Raw genomic sequence first — 8,172 nt, forward strand, 5'->3', positions numbered from 1 at the left:
GCACACTACAGGGCTTTGAGGTGGCGGCAAAATCTTATCGTATTTTCGCATAAAAAAATCCTTCGCTTGTTATTGCAAAGGACGAAAAAATTCCGCGGTTCCACCTTAATTGATATAAATCCACTTTCATACATGATAACGGTATGTACCGATAAGACTTACTTATTTCAGCCCATGACTCCAAGGTGGTATTCAGATAGCCTAATTAAGAAATACTTCCAGCAAATGTATCTCCTCTCTTGTAACCGGTCTAACCTACTCGTCCTCTTCACAGTCTTTCTTTCATTTTATATAAAAATATAATACTTTTATCTCAAAATGTCAACTCTATGATGAATAATTTTATATCTTTACTGATGAAATCAAAGCCTCCCTGCCACATTGTAATATATAGCTGGCGGACATAGTCGTCCACCACTACACACTTTAATAGCTAGATGTAAGTCTATACCACCAGCGGTGGTGTCATGGTTTTGCTTACCACCTGACCACCTGACCACCTGACCACCTGACCACCTGACCACCTAGAATCACCACCTTAAAGCGTTTCCACATTAGACGGTATCTTATAAATCACGTCTTTTCTCTCCACAATAAATTCTGCCTTATCCATAAGTTCTTGATCCTTTTGAACTCTATCAACAAGTTTTTTTATAGGGTTAATCAGCACTGGATGCCCTACGATTTTCAACATATCATAATCGCCATTGGTGTCACCATAAGAATAACTCTTTTCTAAATCAATATTGTATTTACGGACAAATTCATCTATGGCTACCATTTTGCTCTCCGATTCCCACATAGGAATGAGCTCACCAGTAAATTTATTTTCTTCATCTACTAAGTACTCTGTGCCTTTGTATAATTTTACGTCGTATTTTTCAGCCATCTTTTCAAGTATAAAAGAGGGGCTTCCAGATACAAAGATTACCATATGACCTTGCTTCTTATGCCAATTAATTCGGTCTCTTGTAAATCGGTATACCCTATCGCCTTTTAAACTGACTACTTGCTCTGTTATAAAATTGATGTAATCCTTATCTATTCCTTTTAAGTGGCTTATATGAATATTTGCAATTTCTAATAGGAAGTCTTCGTAATCTCCATGTCTCTTTGCCCAATTTTCAAACTTCTTTTTAGCACTTCCATGCCATATAGCTGGATCTAGTACTTCATATTTTATTAATTTTTTAAAGTGTTCAACCATAAGAGAATCTCTGTACAATGTACCATCTACATCAAAAAAAGCTGCTATACACATGCCTTTACCCCCTAAATAGGTTATTGTTATATATTATACCAGTCTTGCCCAAGTGTAACCATAAAAAACAAATTTTATAGTTATGATGTTTCTTTTCTTTATAAATATACCATTTCACATATAACTCTTTTATATAGGATTTTTTTTAAAATAAGGTTAATACTAATAGCTGAGATTACTTACGAGGTGATATCTTTTGCATATTATTTTTATTCGAACAGTCATTTTGTATTTAGCCGTCTTTTTAGTCATTCGCTTAATGGGAAAAAGGCAAGTTGGGGAAATGCAACCTTCCGAATTAATCGTCACCATTATGACAGCAGATATTGCTACTGGTCCCTTAGAAAGCATTGATACGCCATTATTTAATGGCCTAATTCCTTTAATTTCCATGTTATTTATCGATTCCTTTATGATTTTAGGAATACTAAAAACTCGTATTGGCAGGAGATTGGTTACAGGAAAACCTTCTTTTCTTATGAAGGATGGCATTTTACAGGAAAAAGAAATGAAGACACAACGAATTAGTTTAAGCGATCTTCATGAAGAGCTACGCTCACAAGGATACCCATTGTTACATGAAATCAACACTATTATACTTGAAACCAATGGGCAAATGAGCATTATCTGTAAGGATAATTCTTCCTTACCTGTTAACGTGATCGCAGATGGGCTAAGGCTACATGAAAATCTAAAAGAAGGAAATATCACGGAAAAATGGCTTGACACGGAACTTAATAAAAACGGAATCGTCTCCGATAAGGAAGTATTTCTAGCATATGTAAGTGATGGAAATCTATATTTCCATAGAAAGGAGCAATAATATGAAACCTTTACTCATTTCTATTGCCCTTGTTGCGGTTTATTTATTTGGTGCTGCTTATTTATACAGCGAAATTGAAGAAACTTCAAAACTCTTCTCAGAGAATCTCGTTAAAATACAAAATCTAGTAAGAAAAGAGGATTGGGAAGAATCTAAAAAGCTCTACGATGCTTTTAAAGAAGAATGGGAACCTACCTCTACTTTATGGATGACCTATCTTGGGCATAGTGACATTGACAGTATTGAAGAAGCTATCAGGGAAACCGATGTCTATTTTGAAGTAAGAGATGTAGCTGGAACTCTAGAAAATCTCTCAAAGCTCAATTATTATCTTGAGCACATATATGAGAAAGAGAAAATCAGCTGGTATAATATCCTCTAAGGGAGAAAGAAAATACTTCCTACATCTGTTAAGGGCCCGTGATTTAGGCACTTATAGTCATATCCTGTCTCCTTTAACAAGGAGTGAATCTTTATATAATTTGGATGAAGGGCGATATCTCCGTTAAATAAAACAATGCCCTTCTCCTGAATTACTCCACAAGCTCCACCTATAAAACCCGTATTAAAACCAGGTAGCTCAATGTGTCCACCTTCTATTAAAAGTACATCGATGCTACTTTGCCTAATCGTTTTCGCTATTCCCTGATCTGCTGTTATAATGTTATGATCCCCTAAGGGTAGTACAGAGCACTTTGTATAGCCTTGTTTTACATTAATAAAATTGTATTTTCTAAATTCTAACTCCATTTTTACAATAGGGTCCATATGCTCTACAGAGTGTAAAACGTTTTCTCCAATTTTTGCTACATTATAAGGTATATCCTTAGGGTATTTTTTTTCTAGCTTTGTCTTTCCATATAAAAGGTTTATACCTATGGTTTTTGCTTCCCCTATTGTTTTAGGGTGAATTTCAGGATGAACTACCACCACATTATCTTCTAGAGGGAAGCACTGCAAATCTGCATGACTATCAATTCCCCTATGTAAATTCTCATATTTTCGAATAAACATAAAGTCTTTTGAAAATTGTAAGAGACTATAATAGGATTCTTGGCTAATATCTTCAGAAATAATGCATTTCATTAATTTGCCTCAAAATTCTCTAAGTACTCCCTCATGAGTTCTTCATATTGATTTTTCAAGGTTATAATTTTCTTATCTATTTCCCCAAAAGATTTATTATTGACTTTTATTATTGGCGTTACATCTACTGTGGTCCCTGTCAAAAAAGCCCCATCCATTTCGAAGACTTCTTCTTCTGAAATATCTCGATATTCTACTTCGATTTGATTTTTTTCACAAAGCTCTAATATATACTTACGAGTTACACCTAATAAAACATTTTGAGCGGGAGTAGTGATAACCTTTTCATTTTTTACAAAAAAAACATTGGATCTGCTTCCTTCTGTAATATATCCTTCTTTGTTTACTAATAAAATTTCAAAAGTATCTTCATATTTAGACTGGGTTTTAATTTGTCCTTTGTACGAAGAGCCAACGGTTTTAACAGCAGGATTATGCCTTTCTATAACCACTGTTTCTAAGCCAGCACCTTGATTCTTCTGCTCGTCTGTTGCAGACAAACTGTCCGTAAAACAAACTATAAAATCATAGTCATCTGTATTTTCTACAGGAATATAAACAATTTGAATATTTGTATTTTTATTGAGATTTACTCTTGTTAGGAGGATCATCTCCGTTAATATCTCTTCATTGGACAAGGTCATAGCATAACCTGATTTCTTTATAGAATTCATAAAACGTTCCATATGATCTTCAAAAAACAAGGGCTTAGCCTGCACCATCTTCATTACTTCATAAACTGCATTTTTAGGAATTGCTCTTTTTTCTAAAGTTTCCTCATCTTCTAAATTACCATTATATGAATAATATATTTTTCCCTCTTCCATTTATAACATCCTTTCTATACTATAATGACTCCTCATTTAAATACTATTCTTTTTGATTCATCACTATTCTTTATTAGAATATGGTATTGACAAAGGAATTGACAATATCTACACCGCTTATAATTGTTCCAAATACACTTCCTAAATTAGCAAATATAACGACTAATAATACCCTAGTCACCTTATTCTTCCATAGTCCTTTGATTGAGCTTAAATCCTTTGCTAAGTCTTCAAAATCCTCTACCTTAGGCTTTCTATAATGCGCTTCGATTATTCCTGAAAACCAGCCTACGGCTATTAATGGATGCAATGCACTCATCGGAGCTAACAAAAAGGATACAAGGACAGCTAAAGGATGCCCTAATGCTATAATAGTTCCTAAAGCAGACATACTAGAGTTCCATATAAGCCAACTCTTTAACTGTTCTATACCTGTAACAGAATCTACTGAAAAAGTAAATAAAATCAGTGCCACAATTAACATAGGGACAAACCATTGTGCAATCTTTGATAGAAAAGATTTAGGAGGTATTTCCGTAATTCTCTCCATATCTTGTTCTTTGTAAATTTCTTCTTTGATGCCCAATACATGAGCAGCCCCTAAGACAGCGACAATTTTTTTACCTGGGGCATTTTTTATCTTATTTGCTAGATACTGATCTCTTTCATCTACTAAATAGGTCTTTAAACCAGGAAAAGCTTTTCCCATTTCAGACATAGCAGAAGTGAGCATATCTTCGCCTTTCATCTGCTCTAAATCTTCTTCTGTAATCTCCTCGTCATCTATTAAGCTGTACACAATACTTGTAAGGAGCTTCATCTTACCCCAAAAAGATACTCCACGCCATACTCGGGTAAAAGTAGTTTGAATATTTCGATCAGCAAGAACTAAATGCGCGCCAGTCTCCTCACTAGATTTAATGCCTTGAATCATCTCTTGACCCGCGCTAATATTAAACTGTTCTGCAATTTTCCTCTGATAATTGCTGAGTAAGATATTGGCAAACATATAGCCTACTTTTTTGTCCTTTATTACTTGAATTAGATCCGTATTTCTCCATTTATCCTTCTCTTTGAGGGACTTATAACGACCTTCATCTAGCTCAATACAAATGGAATCAGGTTTTTCTTCTTCTATAACTCTTCTCACTTCTTCTGCACTATGCCTTGATACATGTGCCGTTGCAATAAGGAGTATTTCCTTGTCTTCATATTGCAGACGGTGCACGTGTTCATCCCTCATCTTATCTTCCAAAATATCACCTTACTCAATTATTTTTTATTTGCTCTTTATAACTAGTAAATTCTATTTTACTACAATTAGCTCTTAAAGTGAACTTTTTCGTTTATCGGTTGGTCGGTTGCTTCGTTGGACCGGAAAAACTTTTAGTGGAATGCAGAAAAAACACACCTCGCCTATAGGCGAATTTCAGCTTTTGCTTTCAGCATTCAGCTTCTTAAACACATAAAAAAGGTAAATGCCAATGTTTAGCATTCACCTCTTTTAGCTGTCTCAAAGTCACCATTAGTAGCTAATGGTTTGGTTTATCCCTGTCAAGGTTGGCAAGGCTTGTAGTGATTAGAAAAAGCTACAAGCCCGTAACTTACGACATCCCACCTTAGATAGCATCCATACTTCTTGATACCACTACATTTACTCCTGAACCTAATAAATCTTTAATGATTACTTGATTGCTTTTAACTGGAGCTTCTAATTCGATTTTATTTAAAATCTGCATAGCATCTTCTAAAGAATCTTTTAAAATTTCACCTTCTGTTACTACTGGAATTCTGTTTAATATACCATTTTTTATTTTTACAGTAGTCGTCAGAACTCTTGTTGGTTCTGTCAATTCCTTTTGAGCGTATACAGGCCCTCTTTTACATTGATTACCAGTTACCTGAAATTTTTCGTTTTCTTGAGTAACTTCTAGATGACATCCTTTTGGACAAACAATACAGATTAGTTCTTTTTTCTCCATACTATTCACTCTCCTTAACAACTTCTACTTTTAATGTTTTATAGTCTTTATTTTCTAACAGAGATTTTTCAATCGTGATATTTTCCATTTCGCCAGGCGCCATGTGTTTTTTCTTAGCCGTTTTGATAATTTCATCGTCTGCTGTAACGATTAGTTTTACATTTTCATACACATTTCTTGGGCGCATGAATAATTTTACTTTTTCATCAATATTCTCAACAGCAATACTATGTGGAATGGTATAACTAATGCCGTTGCCAGCTTTTGTATGAATTACGCGTTCTCTTTTATGAATTCCTTCTAATACGTATCTTGCTGCATTTCTCCCTGCTCTTTGACTTTCTTCTGTTACAAAGTCTACTAAATCGTGAACATGCAGTACATTACCACAAGCAAAGACGCCTTTTGCTGTTGTCTCCATAGATTCATTCACTAAAGGACCTTTTGTCACGCCATCCATACCTACTCCTAGACCTTCAGATAATTCATTTTCAGGAATTAATCCTACCGATAGTAGTACTGTATCGCAATCATAATTGATTTCCGTTCCAGGTATAGGTTGCCTGTTTTCATCTACTTTAGAAACGGTTACCCCTTCTACTCGATCTTTGCCCCTTATATCTGTAATGGTATGACTCAGTAAAAGAGGGATATCATAGTCATGCAAGCACTGAACGATATTTCGGTTTAAACCACCAGAGAACGGCATAACTTCAACAACTGCTTCAACTTTAGCTCCTTCAAGAGTCATACGCCTCGCCATAATCAGTCCAATATCTCCTGAACCTAAAATGACAACTTTCTTACCTACCATGTATCCTTCCATATTAATGTATCTTTGAGCCGAACCTGCTGTCATAACACCTGCAGGCCTTTTTCCAGGAATGCTAATAGCTCCCCTAGTCCTCTCTCTGCACCCCATTGCTAATACTACAGCTTTTGCATTGTATATTTGATAGCCATCTTTTTTGTTAATCGCATGGACTTGTTTATCTTCTGTAATCTCTAATACCATGGTATTGAGTCTGTATTCAATATTTAATTCTTTTAACTCATCAATAAATCTCTGAGCATACTGTGGACCTGTCAACTGTTCTTTAAATTGATGTAAGCCAAAACCATTGTGAATACACTGTTGTAAAATTCCACCTAACTCCCGATCTCTTTCAAGGACTAAAACTTTCCCCACGCCTTTTTTATGAGCTTCTATCGCTGCTGCTAAACCTGCAGGACCTCCACCCACTACTATCACATCATATTGCGACATTTCTACACCTCCGAAATTTAAACGACTACTGTAACATTCTTATTTTTTGGTTCGACCTATAAGAATTTTAGATTCTGGACCATCGTATACGATCTCATCCAAGTCTTTACCTAATTCTCTAGCTAATATTTCTACTACTCTTGGCTCACAGAAGCCACCCTGGCATCTTCCCGTTCCTGGTCGGACTCTTTTCTTAACACCTTTTACAGTTGTAGCTCCACCTTTTCTATGAATGCAATCTACAATTTCAGCTTCTGTGATTTTTTCACACCTGCAGATAATATTGCCAAATTGAGGATTTTCTTTGATAATTTTTCCTTTTTCTTCAACAGGCAATTCTTCAAAGTGGATGACCCTGTTTCGATATGGGTTAAAGTTTTTATCTGGTTTAAAATCATTTAATATGCCTTTTACTAAGTTCTCTACCTCTAGTGCTATAGCTGGTGCAGCAGTTAAGCCTGGGGATTCAATTCCTGCTACATTAATAAAACCAGGACATTTTTTTGATTCTTCAATTATGAAATCTCCTCTATCTGCAGTAGCTCTTAAACCAGTAAAGGAGTGTATTATATTACCAAATGGGATGTTTTCAACTATTTTGTCTACTTGATCTCGAACATAATCAAGACCTTCTTTCGTCGTTTCGTTTCCTTCTTTATCTTCAATTGGTGTAGAAGTCGGTCCTAATAAGGTATTTCCATGTACCGTTGGAATTACTAGTACTCCTTTGCTCTTCTTTGCTGGGCAAGGAAAAATTACAGAGTTAACGATATTTCCTGAACGCTTATCTAATACGAAATACTCTCCTGATTTTGGCTTAATAGAGAATTTTTCGCCACTAACTTTAGCATTTAATTCGTCTGCATAAACGCCTGCACAGTTGATTACTACTTTTGCTTCATATATACCCTCATTTGTAGTAATTC

Annotated in this window: 9 protein-coding genes and 1 other annotated feature; of the genes, 2 read left to right on the forward strand and 7 right to left on the reverse strand. The window is 35.2% G+C overall.

Annotated features, from left to right (window positions below):
* Positions 1-74: 74 nt before the first annotated feature.
* Positions 75-281 (reverse strand) — a binding site (T-box leader).
* Positions 282-538: 257 nt separating this feature from the next.
* Entirely contained in the window at positions 539-1,261 is a 723-nt protein-coding gene (locus Q7P22_RS11640) for an HAD-IB family hydrolase (protein ID WP_113920515.1), read from the reverse strand.
* A gap of 196 nt (positions 1,262-1,457) precedes the next feature.
* On the opposite strand from Q7P22_RS11640, the gene Q7P22_RS11645 reads away from it, so the two are divergent.
* The gene (locus tag Q7P22_RS11645; RefSeq protein ID WP_303864338.1) at positions 1,458-2,084 is read left to right on the forward strand and encodes a DUF421 domain-containing protein; all 627 of its coding nucleotides are present in this window, start codon (positions 1,458-1,460) and stop codon (positions 2,082-2,084) included.
* A gap of 1 nt (position 2,085) precedes the next feature.
* Positions 2,086-2,466, forward strand: coding sequence for a DUF4363 family protein (locus Q7P22_RS11650; RefSeq protein ID WP_303864340.1), 381 nt, complete (start codon positions 2,086-2,088; stop codon positions 2,464-2,466).
* Here the strand turns inward: Q7P22_RS11650 and Q7P22_RS11655 are convergent.
* The 6 genes from Q7P22_RS11655 to Q7P22_RS11680 form a co-directional block, all read right to left on the reverse strand.
* Entirely contained in the window at positions 2,463-3,170 is a 708-nt protein-coding gene (locus Q7P22_RS11655; protein ID WP_303864342.1) for a DUF6873 family GME fold protein, read from the reverse strand. The two genes, Q7P22_RS11650 and Q7P22_RS11655, sit on opposite strands and share 4 nt — an antisense overlap.
* Positions 3,170-3,997 (reverse strand): aminotransferase class IV, encoded by an 828-nt coding sequence (locus Q7P22_RS11660; protein ID WP_303864343.1) that lies wholly within the window; start codon positions 3,995-3,997, stop codon positions 3,170-3,172. The genes Q7P22_RS11655 and Q7P22_RS11660 overlap by 1 nt, the downstream gene beginning before the upstream one ends.
* Before the next feature lie 73 nt (positions 3,998-4,070).
* Positions 4,071-5,240, reverse strand: a complete 1,170-nt coding sequence (locus Q7P22_RS11665; protein WP_303864351.1) for a TraB/GumN family protein — start codon at positions 5,238-5,240, stop codon at positions 4,071-4,073.
* 376 nt (positions 5,241-5,616) lie between these two features.
* Positions 5,617-5,979, reverse strand: a complete 363-nt coding sequence (locus tag Q7P22_RS11670) for a DUF1667 domain-containing protein (RefSeq protein ID WP_303864345.1) — start codon at positions 5,977-5,979, stop codon at positions 5,617-5,619.
* Position 5,980: 1 nt separating this feature from the next.
* Complete coding sequence (locus Q7P22_RS11675; protein ID WP_303864347.1) at positions 5,981-7,246, reverse strand: NAD(P)/FAD-dependent oxidoreductase; 1,266 nt, start codon at positions 7,244-7,246, stop codon at positions 5,981-5,983.
* A 39-nt stretch (positions 7,247-7,285) separates the two neighbouring features.
* The coding region (locus tag Q7P22_RS11680; RefSeq protein WP_303864349.1) for an NAD(P)/FAD-dependent oxidoreductase at positions 7,286-8,172 on the reverse strand (887 nt) is incomplete at its 5' end.

Source organism: Alkalibaculum bacchi, assembly GCF_937875145.1.
GTDB lineage: Bacteria > Bacillota > Clostridia > Eubacteriales > Alkalibacteraceae > Alkalibaculum > Alkalibaculum bacchi_A.

What these genes read in the sequence shown, in the direction of transcription:
- Q7P22_RS11675 (WP_303864347.1), bottom strand. Translation starts at nt 7,246, where the DNA reads ATGTCGCAATATGATGTGATAGTAGTGGGTGGAGGTCCTGCAGGTTTA.
- Q7P22_RS11665 (WP_303864351.1), bottom strand. Translation starts at nt 5,240, where the DNA reads ATGAGGGATGAACACGTGCACCGTCTGCAATATGAAGACAAGGAAATA.
- Q7P22_RS11650 (WP_303864340.1), top strand. Translation starts at nt 2,086, where the DNA reads ATGAAACCTTTACTCATTTCTATTGCCCTTGTTGCGGTTTATTTATTT.
- Q7P22_RS11655 (WP_303864342.1), bottom strand. Translation starts at nt 3,170, where the DNA reads ATGAAATGCATTATTTCTGAAGATATTAGCCAAGAATCCTATTATAGT.
- Q7P22_RS11640 (WP_113920515.1), bottom strand. Translation starts at nt 1,261, where the DNA reads ATGTGTATAGCAGCTTTTTTTGATGTAGATGGTACATTGTACAGAGAT.
- Q7P22_RS11670 (WP_303864345.1), bottom strand. Translation starts at nt 5,979, where the DNA reads ATGGAGAAAAAAGAACTAATCTGTATTGTTTGTCCAAAAGGATGTCAT.
- Q7P22_RS11660 (WP_303864343.1), bottom strand. Translation starts at nt 3,997, where the DNA reads ATGGAAGAGGGAAAAATATATTATTCATATAATGGTAATTTAGAAGAT.